19 protein-coding genes are annotated in these 18,868 nt (G+C 67.7%); 8 read left to right on the top strand and 11 right to left on the bottom strand.

Annotated elements, in window-relative coordinates:
• Positions 1-43: 43 nt before the first annotated feature.
• From AB4Z27_RS03190 to ubiA, 3 genes are all read left to right on the top strand, one after another.
• Complete coding sequence (locus tag AB4Z27_RS03190; RefSeq protein WP_092298872.1) at positions 44-238, top strand: hypothetical protein; 195 nt, start codon at positions 44-46, stop codon at positions 236-238.
• 90 nt (positions 239-328) lie between these two features.
• Positions 329-814: a Dps family protein gene (locus AB4Z27_RS03185; RefSeq protein ID WP_092298875.1), complete on the top strand. Its 486-nt coding sequence runs from the start codon at positions 329-331 to the stop codon at positions 812-814.
• Between the two features lie 88 nt (positions 815-902).
• Complete coding sequence (gene ubiA / locus AB4Z27_RS03180) at positions 903-1,796, top strand: 4-hydroxybenzoate octaprenyltransferase (RefSeq protein ID WP_092298878.1); 894 nt, start codon at positions 903-905, stop codon at positions 1,794-1,796.
• Between the two features lie 43 nt (positions 1,797-1,839).
• Here ubiA and proC read toward each other — a convergent pair whose 3' ends face one another.
• Entirely contained in the window at positions 1,840-2,670 is an 831-nt protein-coding gene (gene proC, locus AB4Z27_RS03175; protein WP_092298881.1) for a pyrroline-5-carboxylate reductase, read from the bottom strand.
• 81 nt (positions 2,671-2,751) lie between these two features.
• Positions 2,752-3,441 (bottom strand): YggS family pyridoxal phosphate-dependent enzyme, encoded by a 690-nt coding sequence (locus AB4Z27_RS03170; protein ID WP_092298884.1) that lies wholly within the window; start codon positions 3,439-3,441, stop codon positions 2,752-2,754.
• Positions 3,442-3,506: 65 nt separating this feature from the next.
• On the opposite strand from AB4Z27_RS03170, the gene AB4Z27_RS03165 reads away from it, so the two are divergent.
• The 3 genes from AB4Z27_RS03165 (at position 3,507) to AB4Z27_RS03155 (ending at position 6,261) form a co-directional block, all read left to right on the top strand.
• Positions 3,507-4,550, top strand: coding sequence for a type IV pilus twitching motility protein PilT (locus AB4Z27_RS03165; RefSeq protein ID WP_092298887.1), 1,044 nt, complete (start codon positions 3,507-3,509; stop codon positions 4,548-4,550).
• Positions 4,551-4,565: 15 nt separating this feature from the next.
• Complete coding sequence (locus AB4Z27_RS03160; protein WP_092298890.1) at positions 4,566-5,705, top strand: PilT/PilU family type 4a pilus ATPase; 1,140 nt, start codon at positions 4,566-4,568, stop codon at positions 5,703-5,705.
• Positions 5,706-5,766: 61 nt separating this feature from the next.
• Positions 5,767-6,261 carry a glutathione peroxidase gene (locus AB4Z27_RS03155; protein ID WP_092298893.1) on the top strand — a complete coding sequence of 165 codons (495 nt, stop codon included), beginning with the start codon at positions 5,767-5,769 and terminating at the stop codon, positions 6,259-6,261.
• A gap of 23 nt (positions 6,262-6,284) precedes the next feature.
• On the opposite strand, the gene AB4Z27_RS03150 is transcribed toward AB4Z27_RS03155, so the two are convergent.
• The 9 genes from AB4Z27_RS03150 to AB4Z27_RS03110 form a co-directional block, all read right to left on the bottom strand.
• Positions 6,285-6,977, bottom strand: a complete 693-nt coding sequence (locus AB4Z27_RS03150) for a helix-turn-helix transcriptional regulator (RefSeq protein WP_092298896.1) — start codon at positions 6,975-6,977, stop codon at positions 6,285-6,287.
• Between the two features lie 112 nt (positions 6,978-7,089).
• Positions 7,090-7,815, bottom strand: a complete 726-nt coding sequence (locus AB4Z27_RS03145) for an LrgB family protein (RefSeq protein ID WP_092298899.1) — start codon at positions 7,813-7,815, stop codon at positions 7,090-7,092.
• Entirely contained in the window at positions 7,812-8,201 is a 390-nt protein-coding gene (locus AB4Z27_RS03140) for a CidA/LrgA family protein (RefSeq protein WP_092298902.1), read from the bottom strand. Before AB4Z27_RS03140 ends, AB4Z27_RS03145 begins: the two co-directional genes overlap by 4 nt.
• Before the next feature lie 185 nt (positions 8,202-8,386).
• Complete coding sequence (gene glcF / locus AB4Z27_RS03135) at positions 8,387-9,637, bottom strand: glycolate oxidase subunit GlcF (RefSeq protein ID WP_092298905.1); 1,251 nt, start codon at positions 9,635-9,637, stop codon at positions 8,387-8,389.
• Between the two features lie 28 nt (positions 9,638-9,665).
• Positions 9,666-10,772 (bottom strand): glycolate oxidase subunit GlcE, encoded by a 1,107-nt coding sequence (gene glcE / locus AB4Z27_RS03130; protein ID WP_441643891.1) that lies wholly within the window; start codon positions 10,770-10,772, stop codon positions 9,666-9,668.
• 40 nt (positions 10,773-10,812) lie between these two features.
• Positions 10,813-11,775, bottom strand: a complete 963-nt coding sequence (locus AB4Z27_RS03125) for an ion transporter (protein ID WP_092298912.1) — start codon at positions 11,773-11,775, stop codon at positions 10,813-10,815.
• 60 nt (positions 11,776-11,835) lie between these two features.
• Positions 11,836-13,344 (bottom strand): FAD-linked oxidase C-terminal domain-containing protein, encoded by a 1,509-nt coding sequence (locus tag AB4Z27_RS03120; RefSeq protein WP_092298915.1) that lies wholly within the window; start codon positions 13,342-13,344, stop codon positions 11,836-11,838.
• A 195-nt stretch (positions 13,345-13,539) separates the two neighbouring features.
• The gene (locus AB4Z27_RS03115; protein WP_092298918.1) at positions 13,540-14,430 is read right to left on the bottom strand and encodes a LysR substrate-binding domain-containing protein; all 891 of its coding nucleotides are present in this window, start codon (positions 14,428-14,430) and stop codon (positions 13,540-13,542) included.
• Positions 14,431-14,445: 15 nt separating this feature from the next.
• Positions 14,446-15,864, bottom strand: a complete 1,419-nt coding sequence (locus AB4Z27_RS03110) for an FAD-binding oxidoreductase (RefSeq protein ID WP_441643890.1) — start codon at positions 15,862-15,864, stop codon at positions 14,446-14,448.
• Positions 15,865-16,004: 140 nt separating this feature from the next.
• Here AB4Z27_RS03110 and AB4Z27_RS03105 point away from each other — a divergent pair, with 140 nt between their 5' ends.
• Both AB4Z27_RS03105 and dnaK read left to right on the top strand, forming a co-directional pair.
• On the top strand, positions 16,005-16,559 hold the full coding sequence (locus AB4Z27_RS03105) for a cob(I)yrinic acid a,c-diamide adenosyltransferase (RefSeq protein WP_092298924.1): 555 nt from the start codon (positions 16,005-16,007) through the stop codon (positions 16,557-16,559).
• A gap of 193 nt (positions 16,560-16,752) precedes the next feature.
• A complete protein-coding gene (dnaK, locus tag AB4Z27_RS03100; protein ID WP_441643889.1) occupies positions 16,753-18,699 on the top strand; it encodes a molecular chaperone DnaK in 1,947 nt (648 codons plus the stop codon).
• Positions 18,700-18,868: the final 169 nt, after the last annotated feature.

Genomic DNA, 18,868 nt, shown 5'->3' with positions numbered 1-18,868 from the left:
ACCCCGCCTGCGGGGCATCCACCGACTGAAGCGGAGAAACACCATGACGATGCTCGACCTGTTCGTGACCGAATTCCAGCAACTGCGCACGGCCGCCGACGAGGGTCCGCGCACCGAGGAGGCCAGCCGCCTGCGCCGCAAGGTGGTGCGCAAGGAGATCGGCATGGCCATCGTCGCGCTGGGTGCGATGGCGATGTTCTTCCACGCGGCGCAGGGTTTTGCCTTCCTCGGCACATAAAGCTAATGCGATAATGGCCGCCGACTGCCCCCCGACAATCTGAATGGCGTGGGCTGGATTCCTCGTGGCTACAAACGGAGCTGAACGACCATGGCAAAGAAGAATGAGATGAGCGTGAACATCGGCATGTCCGACAAGGACCGCAAGAAGATTGCGGAAGGCCTGTCCAAGCTGCTGGCGGATACCTACACCCTCTACCTCAAGACCCACAACTTCCACTGGAACGTGACGGGGCCGATGTTCAACACGCTGCATACGATGTTCGAGACGCAGTACACCGAGCTGGCGCTGGCCGTGGACGCCATCGCCGAGCGGATCCGCGCGCTGGGCTACCCGGCACCGGGCACGTACAAGGAGTACGCGAAGCTGTCGTCGATCGCCGAGGAAGAAGGCGTGCCCGACGCGACCGAGATGATCCGCAAGCTGGTGGAAGGCCAGGAAGCCGTGGTGCGCACCGCGCGCTCGCTGTTCCCGGCCATCGATGCAGCGGGCGACGAGCCCTCGGCCGACCTGCTGACCCAGCGCATGCAGACGCACGAAAAGACCGCGTGGATGCTGCGCGCGATGCTGGCCTGAGTCTGTCTGACCAGCGCACAACGCGTCACGGCTATCCACGCCGCGACGCGTTTTTTGTTTTGTCTCGCCAGAAGTGAACGCAGTCCCCATGTCCGAACATTCCGCCGCCCCGCCGCAACCCCGCCGTCCCGGACGCCTCGCGCTCTACGCGCGGCTGGTGCGGATCGACAAGCCCATCGGTACCCTGCTGCTGCTGTGGCCCACGCTGTGGGCGCTGTGGATGGCTGCCGAAGGGCCGCCCGCCTGGGGTATTTTCTGGATTTTCTTCGTCGGCACGTTCCTGATGCGCTCGTCGGGCTGCGCCATGAACGACTGGGCCGACCGCGACTTCGACAAGCATGTGAAGCGCACCAAGGAGCGGCCGCTGACCGCTGGCTACATCGCCGGCTGGGAGGCGCTGGTGGTGGCCGCCGTGCTGGCGCTGGCGGCGTTCGCGCTGATCCTGCCGCTGAACGGGCTGACCAAGGCGCTGGCCGTGGTGGCGGCCGTGGTAGCCGGCACCTATCCGTTCTTCAAGCGATTCTTCGCGATTCCGCAGGCCTACCTCGGCATTGCCTTCGGGTTTGGGATTCCGATGGCGTTCGCGGCGGTGCAGGGGGAGGTGCCCCCCGTGGCGTGGCTGATGCTGCTGGCCAACGTCTTCTGGTCCGTGGCCTACGACACCGCCTATGCGATGGTCGACCGTGACGACGACCTGCTGATCGGCATCAAGACCTCGGCGATCACCTTCGGTCGCTTCGACGTGGCRGCGATCATGCTCTGCTACGCCGGCTTCCTGGGCCTGATGGCCTGGGCTGGCGCGCTGCTGGGGCTGGGCTGGCCGTATTACGCCGGGCTGGTGGGGGCGGCCGGTCTGGCCGGCTACCACTACACGCTGATCCGTGACCGCGACCGCATGAAGTGCTTCGCGGCGTTCCGGCACAACAACTGGCTGGGCGGGGTGGTGTTCGCAGGAACGGCGCTCGCCTACTGGCTGAAGTAAGCGGCCGTTCAGCGTTGGTCCGGACTCCCGCCCGGACTATTCCTCAGTCCTTGCCGAACTCGGCGCCCATCTCGCGGCCCCGGGCCGCCGCCGCGTGCATGGCGCGGACGAAGGCGTCCTGCATCTTGTCCGCGTCCATCGACGTCAGCGCCGCGTAGGTCGTGCCGCCCTTCGATGTCACGCGCTCGCGCAGCAGGGACACCGGCTCCGACGACTCGGCAGCTAGCGCGGCCGCGCCCCGGAACGTCTCCACGCCCAGCTGGCGGCCCTGTTCGGCGGTCAGGCCCATCTCCTTCGCCGCGCGCTCCATGGCTTCGATGAAGTAGAAGACGTAGGCCGGGCCGCTGCCCGAGAGGGCCGTCACGGCGTCGATCTGGTTGTCGTCATCGACCCAGACGCACTGGCCCACGGCTTGCGCCACAGCCGTGGCGATGGCGCGGTCCGCCTTGCTCAGGCCCGGCGCGGCGGCCAGGCCGGTCATGCCCATGCCGGCCAGCGCCGGGGTGTTGGGCATCGCCCGTACCAGGCGCGAGGTGCCCAGCCAGCGGCCCATGTCCTGGAGCCGGATGCCGGCCGCCACGCTGATGATCAGATTGCCCTGGCTGGCGCCCAGATGCGGCACGAGCGGCGCCACGGCGTCGCGGAACTGCTGCGGCTTGACCGCCAGCACGATGACGTGGCTGGCGCCGAAGCGGGCGTCCGGCGCGGCCTGGGTCCGGACGCCGAGCGTCTGTTCCAGCCGCTGGCGGGCATCGTCCGACGGATCGATGACGCAAATGGCGCGCGCGGGCACGCCGCGGGCCACCAGGCCGCCGATCAGGGCGGAGGCCATGTTGCCGCCGCCGAGGAAGCCGAAGGTGAGCGTATCGAGCATGTCTTTCCTTGTCTTTTCCGAATGTTGCCGGGTCGATGCGTGTCGCCCGGCGTTCTTGTGGGTGGGGGGGGCGCTGCGCCGTCAGGCGCGCGCGCCGAAAATCGCGGTGCCGATGCGCACCAGTGTGGCGCCCTCGGTGATGGCCGCGCCCATGTCCGCGGACATGCCCATCGAGAGCGTGTCTACRTGTAGACCGGATTGCCGGAGTTGATCAAGCAACCCGCGCAGCGCCGCGAACGGCCGGCGCTGGGCCTCCGGGTCGTCGGCCGGCGCCGGAATCGCCATCAGCCCGCGCAGCCGCAGGTTCGGCAGGGCGGCGATGGCCTGCGCCAGCGGCAGTACCTCGGCCGGCGCCACGCCGCTCTTGCTGGCCTCTTCGCTGATATTGACCTGGATGCAGACCTGGAGCGGCGCCATGCCCACCGGCCGCTGGGCCGACAGCCGCTCGGCGATCTTCAGCCGGTCGATGGCGTGGACCCAGTCGAACTGCTCGGCCACCGGCCGGGTCTTGTTACTTTGCAGCGGGCCGATGAAATGCCAGGCGATCCGGTCGCGCAGGTCGGCCAGGGCGGCGATCTTGTCGAGGCCTTCCTGGACGTAGTTTTCCCCGAAAGCGGCCTGCCCGGCCTGGAAAGCCGCCCGCACGGTGGCCGGCGCGACGGTCTTGGAGACGGCCAGCAGGGTGACCGCGGACGGGTCCCTGCCGGCTTGTTGTGCAGCCGCCGCGATGTCATTTAGCACGGCTTGCAAGTTGGCGGCGATTACAGACATAATCCGGCGGACATACCAAAGAAGTACACAACAACAAGTCGTATATTAGGGTGGGGTCATTATAGATGGACATCGCGCAGCTATTGGCTTTTGCGGTCAAGAACAAGGCATCCGATCTCCACCTCTCGGCAGACATGCCGCCGATGGTGCGTATTCACGGGGATATGCGGCGGATCAACGTGGCGGCCATGGGCCACAAGGACGTCCACGCCATGGTGTACGACATCATGAGCGACGTTCAGCGCAAGAGCTACGAAGAACGCCTCGAGGTCGACTTCTCGTTCGAGATTGCCGGCCTGTCACGGTTCCGGGTCAATGCCTACACCACGCAGCGCGGCTCCGCCGCCGTGTTCCGGACCATTCCGTCGAAAGTCCTGACGCTCGATGACCTCCATGCACCGGCCGTGTTCGCGGACCTCTGCATCAAGCCACGCGGTCTCGTGCTCGTGACCGGGCCGACCGGCTCGGGCAAGTCGACCACGCTGGCGGCCATGGTCGATCACCGCAACGACAACGACATGGGTCACATCCTCACGGTGGAAGACCCGATCGAATTCGTCCACACCTCCAAGAAAAGCCTGATCAACCAGCGCGAACTGGGCCCGCACACGCATTCGTTCTCGAACGCGCTGCGCTCGGCGCTGCGTGAGGATCCGGACGTGATCCTGGTGGGCGAATTGCGTGACCTGGAAACCATCCGGCTGGCGCTGACCGCCGCCGAAACCGGCCACCTGGTCTTCGCCACGCTGCACACGAGTTCCGCCGCCAAGACCATCGACCGGGTCGTGGACGTGTTCCCGCCCGAGGAAAAGGACATGGTGCGGACCATGCTGTCGGAATCGCTCGAGGCCGTGATCTCCCAGACGCTGCTCAAGACGCGCGACGGCAACGGCCGGACCGCGGCGCACGAGATCATGATCGCCACGCCCGCCATCCGCCACCTGATCCGCGAGAACAAGATCGCGCAGATGTACTCGATGATGCAGACGTCGAGCGGTATGGGCATGCAGACGCTCGACCAGTGCCTGAGCGACCTGATCAAGCGTGGCATGATCAACTACAACGACGCGCGGGCGATTGCCAAGAATCCCGACGCCTTCATGGGCTAAGGGGAGGCCGACGCCATGCTCGACCGCGAATCCGCCGCGAAGTACATCAACGACCTGCTGGAGCTGATGGTCAACAACCGCGGCTCGGACCTGTTCATCACGTCCGAATTCCCGCCGGCCATCAAGGTGGACGGCAAGATCACGCCCGTCTCTCAGCAGCCGCTCAACCCGGCGCAGGCGCTGGGCCTGGTCCGTTCGATCATGAACGAGCGCCAGGTGAAGGAATTCGACGAAAGCCGCGAGTGCAACTTCGCGATTACCGCGCCGAACGCCGGGCGCTTCCGCGTCTCGGCCTTCATCCAGCAGGGCAAGGCCGGCATGGTGGTGCGGACGATCAACACGCGCATTCCGTCGGTGGAAGACCTGGACCTGCCCACGTCGCTCCATGAGATCGTCATGGCCAAGCGCGGGCTGGTAATCGTGACCGGCGCCACGGGCTCGGGCAAGTCCACCTCGCTGGCGGCCATGCTCGACCACCGCAACGCGCACTCGTACGGCCACATCATCACGATCGAGGACCCGATCGAGTACGTGCACGCGCACCAGAACTGCGTCGTCACGCAGCGCGAGGTCGGCATCGACACCGAGTCGTGGCACGTGGCGCTGAAGAACACCCTGCGCCAGGCGCCGGATGTGATCCTGATCGGCGAAATCCGCGACCGCGACACCATGGAATACGCGATGCAGTACGCCGAGACGGGCCACCTGTGCCTGGCCACGCTGCACGCCAACAACGCCAACCAGGCCATCGACCGGATCATCAACTTCTTCCCCGAGGAGAAGCGCCAGCAGCTGCTGATCGACCTGTCGCTGAACCTCAAGGCGATGATCTCGCAGCGGCTGCTGCCGCGCGCCGGCCGCAAGGGCCGCGTGCCGGCCGTGGAGATCATGATCGGAACGCCGCTGGTGGCCGACCTGATCTTCAAGGGCGAGATCCACGAGCTCAAGGAAGTTATCAAGAAGTCCCGTGAGCAGGGCATGATCTCCTTCGACCAGGCGTTGTTCGAACTGTACGAGGAAGAGAAGATCGCCTACGAGGACGCGCTCAAGAACGCCGACTCGCTGAATGACCTGCGCCTGATGATCAAGCTCCACAGCGCCCGCCACCGCGACGCCGACCTGGGTGCCGGCACCGAGCACCTGAACGTCATTTGATCGGACGACCGGCGGGCGCGGTATGCTCGCGGTTGTCTGCAATGCATTCTCCGGAGCCGCCATGAGCAACGTCTACCAGTTCGAAGCGAAGTCCCTGTCCGGCCAGCCGGTGCCGCTGGCCGATTTCCACGGCAAGGTGCTGCTGATCGTCAACACGGCCAGCGAGTGCGGCTTCACGCCCCAGTACGCCGGGCTGGAGGCGCTGCACGAGGCCTACGAGCCGCGCGGCCTGGCGGTGCTCGGCTTCCCCTGCAACCAGTTCGGCAAGCAGGAGCCGGGCGACGCGGCGCAGATCGGCCAGTTCTGCGAGACGCGCTTCCAGGTCAAGTTTCCGATGTTCGAGAAGATCGAGGTCAACGGCGCCGGTGCCCATCCGCTCTACAAGTGGCTGACCTCSGAAAAGCCCGGCGTGCTCGGCACCCAGGGCATCAAGTGGAACTTCACCAAGTTCCTGCTGCGCCGCGAYGGCACGGTCTTCAAGCGCTACGCRCCSACGACCAAGCCCGAGGACATCCGCGCGGATATCGAGACGCTGCTGAGCGATCCGGCAGCCTGATGGGTCAGCCGGGCCTGACTGCCTCAGCCCGGCATATCGGACTGCACCGCGCGCAGGAAGCCGTTGAGCGAGCGGTCCGGCGTCTCGTGGAATTGCTCGTCGAGGATCTCGATGGTGCGGCAGCGGTCCAGCCGGAAGCTGCGATAGTCGGACCGCGCCGTGCACCACGCCGCCAGCAGCCAGACATTGCCCCAGAAGAACAGCCCCAGCGGCTGCACCACGCGCTCGGTGACGCGCTGCTGGGCATCGATATAGTCGAGCCGCAGCAGCCGTTGCGCGCCAATGGCGCCATGCACGGTGTCGAAGGCCTCGCGCACGGCCGGATGGTTGAGGTACTCGGGCGCGAAAATCCGGCTCTGCTGCGCCGCCACGCGGCGCGGGGGCGGCAGGGCGGCCATCAGCTTCTCCAGCGCCGGATCCGCCGCCGCGGCCAGCGCGCCGCCGCCCCAGGCCTTGAGCAGGCGCAGGCCGGCGACCATCGCTTCCACTTCCATCGCGGTGAACATCAGCGGCGGCACATCGTAATCCGGCCGCAGCCGGTAGCCGATGCCAGCCTCGCCCTCCACCGGCACCCCCGACAGCGACAGCGCCTGGATGTCACGGTAGACCGTGCGCTCGGACACGCCCAGCCGCTGCGCCAGCAATGCCGCCGTGGTCAGCCGGCGGCCACGCAGGACCTGCACGATCTGGAAGAGGCGGTCGGCACGGCGGCTCATGGGCTGGGGAAGAATGAAGGAGGCGGGGGGCCGGATGGGCGCATCATGCCCGCCGGCTCCTGACAGCGTACTGTCAGGAGGGTGTCAGGGGTGGCAGGGGAACCCGCCCCGGTCAGTGGGGCATCCATGCCGCCAGCACCGGCACCACGATGGCGGTCAGCACGCCGTTCAGGCCCATGCCCAGCGCGGCGAAGGCGCCGGCCTCCTGGTTGACCTGGAACGCGCGCGCCGTGCCGATGCCGTGGGCCGCCACGCCGGTGGCGAAGCCGCGAATCACGTAGTCGCGCACGCGCAGCATGTTGAGCAGGCCGGTGGTGCTGACCGCGCCGATGATGCCGGTGGCCATCACCAGCACGGCCGTCAGCGAGGGCAGGCCGCCGATCTTCTCGGACACCCCCATGGCGATCGGGATCGTGACCGACTTGGGCGCCAGCGAGCGCACCACCTCGGGCGACGCCCCCAGCGCGTAGGCGATGCCCACCGCCGACACCACGGCCACCAGCGATCCCGCCACCAGCCCGCAAAGCAGCGGGAAGACGTGCGCGCGCAGCTTCGGCAACTGGGTGTAGAGCGGCACCGCCAGTGCCACCGTGGCCGGCCCGAGCAGGAAGTGGACGAACTGCGCCCCGTCGAAGTAGGTCTTGTACGGCGTGCCGGTCACGGTCAGCACGGTGACGAGGATGGCCACCGAGATCATCACCGGGTTGGCCAGCGGCGAGTACCGCGCGCGCTCGTAGATCCGGAACGCGAAGACGTAGGCGATCAGCGTGGCGGTGAGCCCGATCAGCGGGCTGGCCGACAGGTAGACCCAGATCTCGTTCAGACGCGGCGACATCATGGCTGCGCCCCGCTATCGGCAGCTTCGGCGGCTTCGGCCTGGGGCGGCGCCGGCTTGCGCATCAGCGCCCGGGTGACCAGCGCGGTCACGACGATGGCCAGCCAGGTGGAGATGACCAGCGCGACGACAATCGGCATCCATTCGCCGCCAATCCGGTTGGCGTGGACCATGATGCCGACGCCGGCCGGCACGAACAGCAGCGACAGGTGCTTGAGCAGCTCGCTGGTGGTGTTCTGGATGATGGGGAGCAGGCGGTTGTCGAAGACCAGCCAGCCGAASAGCAGGAGCATGCCGATCACAGGACCGGGCACGGGCAGGCGCAGCGCGTAGCTGATCACCTCGCCCACGGTCTGGAAGACCAGCAGGATGGCAAACGTCTGGAGCATGGGGGCGCATCAGGGTCGAAATGTGCCGACATGGTACTCCGATGGCGCGGGCCGTGTTTTGCTCCCCYCTCCCTTTGGGAGAGGGCTGGGGGAGAGGGCAGGCGCATCCACGAAGCGTCACCGCGCAGTTCGCTCAATCCCTCTCCCCCGACCCCTCTCCAACAAGCGGGCGAGGGGAGAACTCCCTACGCGCAGACCATGCGCTCCACCAGTTCCACCCAGTGCATCACCGGCGTGTCGGTGCCGCTTTGCAGGTGCGTGATGCAGCCAATATTGGCCGAGACGATGGCATCGGGCGAGGAGGCCTGGAGCTTGGCGAGCTTGTCGTCGCGCAGCGGATAGGACAACTCCGGCTGCAGCACCGAGTACGTACCCGCCGAGCCGCAGCACAGGTGGCTGTCGGCGCAGAGCCGCACCTCGATGCCCAGGCCGGTCAGYAGCGCCTCCACCTTGCCGCGGATCTGCTGGCCGTGCTGAAGCGTACAGGGCGGATGGTAAGCCACGCGCCGGCCCTCGCGCGGCACGGCGCCGGCCAGCTTGTGCAGGTCGTCGGCGAAGTCGGGCAGGATCTCGGACAGGTCGCGCGTCATCGCCGAAACCCGTGCCGCGCGCTCCGCGTAGGCGCGGTCGTGGCGCAGCAGGTGGCCGTAGTCCTTCACCATCACGCCGCAGCCGGAGGCCGTCATGACGATGGCCTCCGCGCCGGATTCGATATAGGGCCACCAGGCGTCGATGTTGGCGCGCATATTGTCCAGCCCGCCGTCGTGGTCGCCGGTGTGGAAGCGGATCGCGCCGCAGCAGCCGGCCTCGCTCGCCACCACCAGTTGCACGCCGAGCTTGTCCAGCACGCGCGCGGTGGCCACGTTGATGTTGGGCGACATCGCCGGCTGCACGCAGCCGTCCAGCAGCAGCATCTTGCGGGTGTGCGTGGTGCGCGGCCACGGCCCCGTCGGCGAGGTGATCGCCGGCAGCTTGTTGCGCAGCGCCACCGGCAGCATCGGACGCATCATCTGGCCGAGCTTCAGCGCCGGGCCGAACAGCTTCGGCCGGGTCAGCCCCTCGCGCAGCAGCCAGCGCGCCATCCGCTCTTTTGCGGGGCGGTGGATGCCTTGCGCCTCGAGCCGCTCATCCACCACCTTCCGGCCGATGTCGACCAGCCGCCCGTACTTCACGCCGGACGGGCAGGTCGATTCGCAGTTGCGGCAGGTCAGGCAGCGGTCCAGGTGCAGCCGCGTGCTTTCCGTCACGGGCTGGCCCTCGAGCATCTGCTTCATCAGGTAGATGCGGCCGCGCGGGCCGTCCAGCTCATCGCCGAGCAACTGGTAGGTGGGGCAGGTGGCGGTGCAGAAGCCGCAGTGCACGCACTTGCCGACGATGGACTTGGCTTCTTCGCCTTCGGGCGTGTTGCGCAGGAATTCGGCCAGTGTGGTTTGCATGGTTCGGGGGGCTTGGGCGGTGGGCGGCTCAGAGGCCGGTGTACAGGCGCTGCGGATTGAAGATGCCGGCGGGGTCGAAGGTGGCCTTCAGCCGCTTGTGGATGGCGGCCAGCGGGGCCGACAGCGGCGTGAACACGCCGACTGCCTTGTCGCCGTTGCGGAACAGCGTGGCGTGGCCGCCGGCAGCCTGGGCGATGGCGCGCACCGAATCGGCCGAGACCGTGGCGGGGTCGCCCTCGGGCGCCAGCCACCAGCGCTGGCCGCCGCCCCATTCCACAAGCTGCGCGCCGGGCAGGTCCAGCGGCGGGGCGATGGGCGGCACGGCAATGCGCCACAGCGCGCGACCATCGTCTTTGGTGTGGGCCGGGGCGAAGAAGGGGTGGGACTGCTCGCGCAGCGCGGCCCAGAGCGCGAGCGCCTCGCCGGGCTCGACGCGATCGCCGCCCAGCTTCTCGCACGCGGCGCGCACGGCCGCCGTGGCGCCCGAGAGCCGCACGTCAAGCACGCCGTCCTGCCACGCCGACGCCGCGATCGGCAGCGGCTGGCCGCCCCAGCGGTTCAGGCGCTCGATGGCTTCGGCCTGCGGCAGCGCAAAGCGGAGCGTGGCGTCGTCGAACGGTATCGGCAGCACCTTCAGCGAGACCTCCAGGATCAGGCCGAGCGTGCCGAGCGAGCCGGTCAGCAGCCGCGAGACGTCATAGCCGGCCACGTTCTTCATCACCTGCCCGCCGAAATGCAGCACCTCGCCGCGTCCGTCCATCAGCTGCACGCCGAGCACGAAATCGCGCAGCGCGCCCACTGACTGCCGGCGCGGGCCGGACAGCCCGGCCGCCACGGCGCCGCCCAGCGTGGCGATGCCGGGCGCGGCGAAATGCGGCGCCTCGAAGGCCAGCATCTGGCGACGTTCGGCCAGCGCGGCCTCGATCTCGGCCAGCGGCGTGCCGCAGCGTGCCGTGACCACCAGCTCCGCCGGGTCATAGTCGACGATGCCGGCGTAGGGGCGGGTGTCGAGCACGGTGCCGACCAGCGCCTGGCCGTAGAAGTCCTTGCTGCCGCCGCCGCGCAGGCGCAGCGGGGCGCGGCTGTCGCCGGCCTGGCGGATGGCATCGCGAAAGGCGTCGAGTGTGGCTTCCATATGGGGGACCCTTGGCGTTTTTTGTTGGGTTGTCGTCGAATCAGGGCTGGCGCGGCGGCGTCTTGCCGGGGCCGCCGAGATCCTCGAACCCCGTCGGGTTCTCGACCTGATAGGGAGGCAGCACCGTCCCGCAATGCTTGCAGAAGCCCGCGTCGGGGTCGTGCCCCTCGGTCAGGCAGTGCTCGCAACAGCGCGTGGTCAGCGGCCGCCGGATGATGCTGGCCGCCAGTTCCGCGCCGACGATGCCGGTCGGGAAGGCGATGATCCCGTAGCCGAGCAGGATGGTCAGCGAGGTGATGAACTGCCCGATGGGCGTGCGCGGCACGATGTCGCCGAAGCCGGTCGTGGTCAGCGTGACGATGGCCCAGTACATGCTGACCGGGATGCTGGTGAAGCCGTGCCGCGGGCCTTCCACCACGTACATGATCGTGCCGAGGATGATCGTGATGATGAACACGGTGCCCAGGAACACGAAAATCTTGCGGCGGCTGTTGGACAGCGCCATGGCCAGGATCTGGGCTTCCTCGAAATAGACCGTGAGCTTGAGGATCCGGAACACGCGCAGCAGCCGCAGCAGCCGCACGTCGATCAGGAAGGCCAGTTCTGGCACGAAGAACGCGGCCCAGGTCGGGATGATCGAGATGAAGTCGATGATGCCGAAGAAGCTGAACGCGTAGCGCAGCGGCCGGCGCACCACCAGCAGCCGCATCACGTACTCGGCCGTGAACAGCAGCGTGAACATCCACTCCAGCAGCGTGAACGCCAGCCCGGCGCGCGCGTTGATCGACGGCACGCTGTCCAGCATCACGATGGCCACGCTGGTCACGATGGCGATCAGCAGCACGATGTCGAACAGGCGCCCCTGGCGCGTGTCGGCCTCGAAGATGATCGTGTACCAGCGCTGGCGCCAGCCGGCTTCGGGCTGGCCCAGGCGCTGCCGGGTGCGCGCGTTGAGGAAGCGCTCCTGGCGGGCGTCCCGTTGGTGGGTGTTGGGGTTGGGCATGGGTGGCGATGGTGAGCGGGTAGCGGTGGGGCGCGTGGCCCGCCCGGTACCCGCCCGCGCTCAGAAGCGCGGCAGGTCCGGATGCGGCAGCAGGCCGCGCCTGACGTGCATCTTGCCGTACTCGGCGCAGCGCGCCAGCGTCGGGATGGCCTTGTCCGGGTTCAGCAGCCGGGCCGGGTCGAAGGCGGCCTTCACGCCGAAGAACGCATCGCGCTCGGCCGGCGAGAACTGCACGCACATCGAATTCAGCTTCTCCACGCCCACGCCGTGCTCGCCGGTGACGGTGCCGCCCAGTTCCACGCAGGACTCCAGGATGTCGGCACCGAACAGTTCGGCGCGATGCCATTCGTCGAGGTCCTCGCCGTTGAACAGGATCAGCGGGTGCATGTTGCCATCGCCGGCATGGAAGACGTTGATGCAGCGCAAGGCGTACTTGCGTTCCATCGCCTCGATCCGCTTGAGCAGCGTGCCGATGTGCTTGCGCGGGATCGTGCCGTCCATGCAGTAGTAGTCGGGCGAGATGCGCCCGGCGGCCGGGAAGGCGTTCTTGCGCCCGCTCCAGAAGCGCAGCCGTTCGGCCTCGCTCTGCGACACCGTGATCCGCGTGGCGCCCGAGCGGCGCAGCACCTCGCTCATCCGCTCGATCTCCTCGGCCACTTCCTCGGGCGTGCCGTCCGATTCGCACAGCAGGATGGCGGCGGCGTCGAGGTCGTAGCCCGCCTTGACGAACTCCTCCACGGCGGCCGTGGCGGGCTTGTCCATCATCTCCAGGCCGGCCGGGATGATGCCGGCGGCAATCACGTCGGCCACGGCGTTGCCGCCTTTTTCCACATCGTCGAAGCTGGCCATGATGACCTGCGCGAGCTGCGGCTTGGGAATCAGCCGGACCGTGATCTCGGTGGCGACGGCCAGCATGCCCTCGGAGCCGATCAGCGTGGCCAGCAGGTCCAGTCCCGGCGCGTCGGGCGCCTCGGAGCCGAAGACCACCACATCGCCCTCCATCGTCACGGCGCGCACGCGCAGCACGTTGTGCACGGTGAGGCCGTACTTGAGGCAGTGCACGCCGCCCGAGTTCTCGGCCACGTTGCCGCCGATGGAGCAGGCGATCTGCGAGGACGGGTCGGGTGCGTAATAGAGATTGTGCGGCGCGGCGGCCTCGGAGATGGCGAGGTTGCGCACGCCGGGCTGGACCACGGCGGTGCGCGAGTAGGAATCGACCGAGAGGATGCGCTTGAACTTGGCCAGCGACAGCACCAGCCCGCCGGCGATGGGCATCGCCCCGCCCGAGAGGCTCGTGCCGGAGCCGCGCGGCACTACCGGCACCCCGAGTTCGTGGCACAGGCGCAGGATGGCGCAGACCTGTTCCTCGGTGTCGGGCAGGACCACGGCGTCGGGCACCTGGCGGTAGGCGGCCAGGCCATCGCACTCGTACGGCACGGTGTCCTCGGCCTTCCAGAGCACGGCGGCAGGCGGGAGGATGCGGGCCAGGCCGGCCAGCAGCGCGGCGCGGGGGCCGTCGGCCTGCGTGGCAGCGCCGGCCAGGGTGTGGGCGTCTTGCGGGGCGTTCATGGCAACTCCTTGACGAGCCRGCCGCCGCGCATCGCTTCACGCACCCGGCCGGGACGGCAGACTATAGCGCAGGCCCCCTGCCACGGGAGCCTCCRCCCACGTGAATTCGGCATGGCARGCCGATCAAAACTGCTCATGCCATGCGCCCCGGCCCGGCTGGCGCGCGCTTCTCTCTCCAGCCTAGTGGCCCGGACGCTACCAGTCCAGCCCGAGCAGCCAGTCGACGAAGTAGCGCGCCTCTGGCTGGAGCGGCGCTTGCTCGCGCTCGACGATGTAGTAGCCGTGCGGCGAGACCGATTCCACATCGAGCAGCTTGACCATCTGTCCGGCGGCCAGCCACTGGCGCGCCATGCGCTGGCGCACCAGTCCCACGCCCTGGTTCGAGACGATGGCTTCCAGCATCAGGCCGATATCGTTGAATTGCGGGCCGGTCTGGGGCTCCGGCCAGTCGAGCCCGGCGGTCTCGAACCACGGCCGCCACGGCTCCAGCGGACTGCGCAGCAGCACGAGGTTGTGCAGGTCGTCTGGCTTGGCGATGGCGCGCCCGTTGACCCGCTCGTAGTACTCCCGCCCGCACGCCGGAAACACCGGTTCGACTAGCAGTTTCGTGGTTTTGAGGCCCGAATAGCGTCCCGTGCCGTAGCGGATCTCGACATCGGTGTCCTCGGCCTTCACATCGAGGAAGGGCACGGACAGGTGCAGTTCCAGGTCGATATGGGGGTAGAGCGCGCCGAACTCGGGCAGGCGCGGCACCAGGTGCTGCCGGCCGAACGTCGGCGGAATGGCCACCCGCAGCCGCGTGCGCAGCTTGTTGTACTCGGGKCGGGCCAGTTCGTTGAGGGACTTCAGCGCGTCCTGCACATTGCGCTGGTAGCGCGTGCCGGCGGCGGTGAGCCGCAGCGCGGCGTTGGAGCGCACGAACAGGTCGTCGCCCCATAATTCCTCCAGATTCTTGATGCGGTGCGAGACCGCGCTGGGCGTGACGGACAGTTCTTCCGCCGCACGCGCGAAGCTGCCAAGCCGCGCGGCGGCCTCGAACGCGATCAGCAGGTGCAGGGGCGGGACGCGGTGGAACACCGATGCCATGGCGCGGGCCCCCGGTCAGCGCGCCGCGCTGAAGATCTTGCCCGGATTCAGAATCTGATTGGGATCGAGCGCCGCCTTGATCGCCCGCATCAGGTCCAGTGCATCCTCGCCGTGCTCCTGCACGAGGAAACCCATCTTGTGCAGCCCCACGCCGTGCTCGCCGGTGCAGGTGCCGCCCATGSCCAGCGCCCGTTCGACGATGCGGCGGTTGATGTCCTCCGCCTCGGCCATTTCCTCGGGCTTGGCCGGGTCGACCAGGATCGCCACGTGGAAGTTGCCATCGCCGACATGGCCGACGATGGGGCAGGGCAGCTGCGAGGCGTTCAGGTCGCGCTCGGTCTCGGTCACGCAGTCGGCCAGGCGGGAAATCGGCACGCAGACGTCGGTTGTCACGGACTTGCAGCCGGGCTTGAGCTGCAGCATCGCRAAGTAGGCCGTATGGCGCGCATTCCAGAGCCGGCTGCGGTCTTCGGGGCGCGTGGCCCATTCGAAGCCCTGGCCGCCGTGCTCGTCGGCAATCTGCTGCACGGTTTCGGCCTGCTCGCGCACGCCGGCCTCGGTGCCGTGGAACTCGAAGAACAGGTGCGGGGTTTCCGGCAGCGTGAGGTTGTCGTGGCGGTTGATCGCGCGGATGGCCAGCGCATCGACGAACTCCACGCGGGCCACCGGCACGCCAAGCTGGATGGTCTGGATCGTGGCGCGCACGGCGTCGCCCATGCTCGGGAACGCGCACACGGCGGCCGAGATCGCTTCCGGCTGCGGGTAGAGCCGCACGGTGACCTCGGTGATGATGCCGAGCGTGCCTTCGCTGCCGACGAACAGCCGGGTCAGGTCATAGCCGGCCGACGACTTGCGCGCCTGGGTGCCGGTGCGGATCACGCGGCCGTCCGCCGTGACCACGGTCAGGGCCAGCACGTTCTCGCGCATCGTGCCGTAGCGGACCGCGTTGGTGCCGGAGGCGCGCGTGGCGCACATCCCGCCCAGCGAGGCATCGGCGCCCGGGTCGATCGGGAAGAACAGCCCGGTGTCCTTGATTTCCTGGTTCAGCTGCTTGCGGGTCACGCCCGGCTGCACCGTCACGGTCAGGTCCTCGGGATGCACCGCCAGCACGCGGTTCATCTGGGAGAGGTCCAGGCTGATGCCCCCGGCCACGGCCAGCAGGTGGCCTTCGAGCGACGATCCGGCGCCGTAGGGGATCAGCGGCACCCCATGCTGGTTGCAGAGGCTGGCCAGTTCGGCGATTTCCTCGGTGGTGTGGGCGAAGACCACGGCGTCCGGGGCGGCGGGCGGGAACGGGGATTCGTCGCGGCCATGGTGGGCGCAGACGCCGGCCGAGGTGGAAAACCGTTCGCCGAAGCGGGCGGCCAGTGTCTCGGCCAGGGCAACGGGAAGGGGACGGCGCGCCAGGGCGGCGGCGGGCGTGGGGTGGTTCATGCTTTTGTCTCCGGCGAATCYCGCCATTCTACGCCGTCCGCGTCACGCGGCGGACCGCATCGCGGCGCCCGGAACCCGCCCCGAAGCCCGGGTTCGGGGCCATAATTGCGCCACTTCAAACCAAGACGAGGGAGACCGGCATGGGTAACCGCCTGTCCAAGATCGCCACCCGCACCGGTGACGCCGGCACCACCGGGCTGGGCGACGGCAGCCGCACGGGCAAGAACAGCGAGCGCATCGCCGCCATCGGCGACGTGGACGAACTGAATTCCCACATCGGCCTGCTGCTGACCGAGCCGGACCTGCCGGATGACGTGCGCGCCGCCCTGCTCCATATCCAGCACGACCTGTTCGACCTGGGCGGCGAGCTGTCGATTCCGGGCTACACGCTGCTCAAGGAAGCGCAGGTGATCCAGCTGGACGACTGGCTGGCGCACTACAACGCGAACCTGCCCCGGCTGGCGGAGTTCATCCTGCCGGGCGGCAGCCGCGCCGCCGCCCAGGCCCACGTCTGCCGTACGGTGTGCCGCCGGGCGGAGCGGGCGCTGGTGGCGCTGGGCGCCACCGAGGCCCTCAACGAGGCGCCGCGCCAGTACCTGAACCGGCTCTCGGACCTGCTGTTCGTGCTCGCCCGGGTGCTGAATCGGGCCGGCGGCGGCACCGACGTGCTCTGGCAGCGCGAGCGGCAGTCCTGATATCCGCAAAAAAGATAACAATAAGCCACTTTTTGGCCGCTCCCGACGCAGGCACGGTGCTACCCCGCAAAACCGAGAAAATTACTCGGAATTGCGGGTTCTGCCCTTGAAATGCCCCCGGACGGCCACATTTCGCACTCAGGTTGAATTGCAGCCGCTGCGCCAAAGCAGGGCTCAATAGGAGAGAACACAAATGGGTAAGATCATCGGTATCGACTTGGGTACCACCAATAGCTGCGTTGCGATCCTGGAAGGCAACACGCCGAAGGTCATCGAGAACGCCGAAGGCACGCGCACCACCCCGTCGATCATCGCCTACATGGAAGATGGCGAGATCCTGGTCGGCGCGCCGGCCAAGCGCCAGGCGGTCACGAATCCGCGCAACACGCTGTACGCCGTGAAGCGCCTGATCGGCCGCAAGTTCGAAGAAAAGGAAGTGCAGAAGGACATCGGCCTGATGCCCTACGCCATCGTCAAGGCCGATAACGGCGACGCATGGGTGGGCGCGCGTGACCAGAAGCTGGCCCCGCCGCAGGTGTCCGCCGAAGTGCTGCGCAAGATGAAGAAGACCGCCGAGGACTACCTGGGCGAGCCGGTGACCGAAGCCGTGATCACCGTGCCGGCTTACTTCAACGACTCGCAGCGTCAGGCGACCAAGGACGCCGGCCGCATCGCGGGCCTGGACGTCAAGCGCATCATCAACGAGCCGACTGCCGCCGCGCTGGCGTTCGGCATGGACAAGAACGAGAAGGGCGACCGCAAGATCGCCGTGTACGACCTCGGCGGCGGCACGTTCGACATCTCGATCATCGAGATCGCGGACGTGGACGGCGAGAAGCAGTTCGAAGTGCTGTCGACCAACGGCGACACCTTCCTCGGTGGCGAGGACTTCGACCAGCGCATCATCGACTACATCATCGGCGAGTTCAAGAAGGACCAGGGCGTTGACCTGTCCAAGGACGTGCTGGCGCTGCAACGCCTGAAGGAAGCCGCTGAAAAGGCCAAGATCGAGCTGTCCAGCTCGCAGCAGACCGAGATCAACCTGCCGTACATCACGGCGGATGCCTCGGGTCCGAAGCACTTGAACCTGAAGATCACGCGCGCCAAGCTGGAAGCGCTGGTGGAAGACCTGATCAAGCGCACGATCGACCCGTGCCGCACCGCCATCAAGGATGCGGGCGTCAAGGTGGGCGATATCGACGACGTGATCCTGGTCGGCGGCATGACCCGCATGCCCAAGGTGCAGGAGCAGGTGCGCGAGTTCTTCGGCAAGGAAGCGCGTAAGGACGTGAACCCGGACGAAGCCGTGGCCGTCGGTGCCGCSATCCAGGGCTCGGTGCTGTCSGGCGACCGTACCGACGTGCTGCTGCTGGACGTGACGCCGCTGTCGCTGGGCATCGAGACGCTGGGCGGCGTGATGACCAAGATGATCAGCAAGAACACGACCATCCCGACCAAGCACGCACAGGTCTTCTCGACGGCCGACGACAACCAGCCGGCGGTGACGATCAAGGTGTTCCAGGGCGAGCGCGAGATGGCCAGCGGCAACAAGCTGCTGGGCGAGTTCAACCTGGAAGGCATTCCGCCGTCGCCGCGTGGCACGCCGCAGATCGAGGTCTCGTTCGACATCGACGCCAACGGCATCCTGCACGTGGGCGCCAAGGACAAGGCCACCGGCAAGGAAAACCGCATCACYATCAAGGCGAACTCGGGTCTGTCGGAAGACGAGATCCAGCGCATGGTGAAGGACGCCGAGGCCAACGCCGAGGAAGACAAGCGCGCCCGTGAGCTGGCCGATGCCCGCAATCAGGCCGATGCGCTGGTCCACTCGACCCGCAAGGCCGTGGCCGAGCATGGCGACAAGCTCGAGGCCGGCGAGAAGGAAAAGATCGAAGTCGCGATCAAGGAACTGGAAGACGCCGCACGCGGCGGCGACAAGGCCGAGATCGAAACCAAGATCAACGCGCTGTCCGAAGCGAGCCAGAAGCTGGGCGAGAAGGTCTACGCCGACATGCAGGCCAAGGCCGGTGAAGCCGGCGGTGCGGCCGGTGCCGCGGGCGGCCAGCAGCAGTCCCAGGCGCAGCCGCAGGACGATAACGTCGTGGACGCCGAGTTCAAGGAAGTGAACGACAAGAAGTAAGCGGGAATCAGCGGGAGCGGCGCAGGTGCATCCAGCGCCACTCCCGCCCCGACGCCGGGCGATGGTGTTCTGACACAGGGTGAGAAACCGTGGTCGAACACCTCGCTCGGCTTTTTTGCTATTCGCCCGACCGGTGATTCTTTGCCGGGCAGGCCAATCAGGTAAGAGC

The organism is Cupriavidus sp. KB_39, from assembly GCF_052114485.1.
Classification (GTDB): domain Bacteria; phylum Pseudomonadota; class Gammaproteobacteria; order Burkholderiales; family Burkholderiaceae; genus Cupriavidus.
Note: the sequence above shows the minus strand (reverse complement) of the source record. Positions and strands in the feature narration are given on the sequence as shown.

Excerpts from the sequence above, each read along its gene's own strand:
- AB4Z27_RS03190 (WP_092298872.1), top strand. The coding sequence starts at position 44 with ATGACGATGCTCGACCTGTTCGTGACCGAATTCCAGCAACTGCGCACG.
- AB4Z27_RS03145 (WP_092298899.1), bottom strand. The coding sequence starts at position 7,815 with ATGATGTCGCCGCGTCTGAACGAGATCTGGGTCTACCTGTCGGCCAGC.
- AB4Z27_RS03105 (WP_092298924.1), top strand. The coding sequence starts at position 16,005 with ATGGGTAACCGCCTGTCCAAGATCGCCACCCGCACCGGTGACGCCGGC.
- proC (WP_092298881.1), bottom strand. The coding sequence starts at position 2,670 with ATGCTCGATACGCTCACCTTCGGCTTCCTCGGCGGCGGCAACATGGCC.
- AB4Z27_RS03120 (WP_092298915.1), bottom strand. The coding sequence starts at position 13,344 with ATGAACGCCCCGCAAGACGCCCACACCCTGGCCGGCGCTGCCACGCAG.
- glcE (WP_441643891.1), bottom strand. The coding sequence starts at position 10,772 with ATGGAAGCCACACTCGACGCCTTTCGCGATGCCATCCGCCAGGCCGGC.
- AB4Z27_RS03125 (WP_092298912.1), bottom strand. The coding sequence starts at position 11,775 with ATGCCCAACCCCAACACCCACCAACGGGACGCCCGCCAGGAGCGCTTC.
- AB4Z27_RS03165 (WP_092298887.1), top strand. The coding sequence starts at position 3,507 with ATGGACATCGCGCAGCTATTGGCTTTTGCGGTCAAGAACAAGGCATCC.
- AB4Z27_RS03185 (WP_092298875.1), top strand. The coding sequence starts at position 329 with ATGGCAAAGAAGAATGAGATGAGCGTGAACATCGGCATGTCCGACAAG.
- AB4Z27_RS03150 (WP_092298896.1), bottom strand. The coding sequence starts at position 6,977 with ATGAGCCGCCGTGCCGACCGCCTCTTCCAGATCGTGCAGGTCCTGCGT.
- AB4Z27_RS03160 (WP_092298890.1), top strand. The coding sequence starts at position 4,566 with ATGCTCGACCGCGAATCCGCCGCGAAGTACATCAACGACCTGCTGGAG.